Raw genomic sequence first — 267 nt, forward strand, 5'->3', positions numbered from 1 at the left:
GGGTATTATAAAACAATCCAAAACATACCATAAAAGGCTGAATACAGATACCGAAAAAATAATCATCCAAACTTTTACCTACGATAATCAAAACAGATTATTGGTTCAGAAACATAAAGTTGACAATAACACAGAAGAGATCTTAGCACAAAATGAGTATAACGAGCTTTCACAATTAAAAAATAAGAAAGTTGGTGGAATAAATACCGCAACACCTCTGCAGAGTATAGATTACTCCTATGATATCCGAGGTCAACTGACCAAGAT

At 33.0% G+C, this 267-nt stretch carries 1 protein-coding gene; it reads left to right on the forward strand.

The window, feature by feature from the left end:
* Positions 1-267, forward strand: a 267-nt coding sequence (locus SB752_RS32570) for a hypothetical protein (RefSeq protein WP_410719523.1), incomplete at both ends; no start/stop codon positions are given.

This window comes from Brevibacillus sp. SIMBA_040, from assembly GCF_046535075.1.
Taxonomy (GTDB): Bacteria; Bacillota; Bacilli; order Brevibacillales; family Brevibacillaceae; genus Brevibacillus.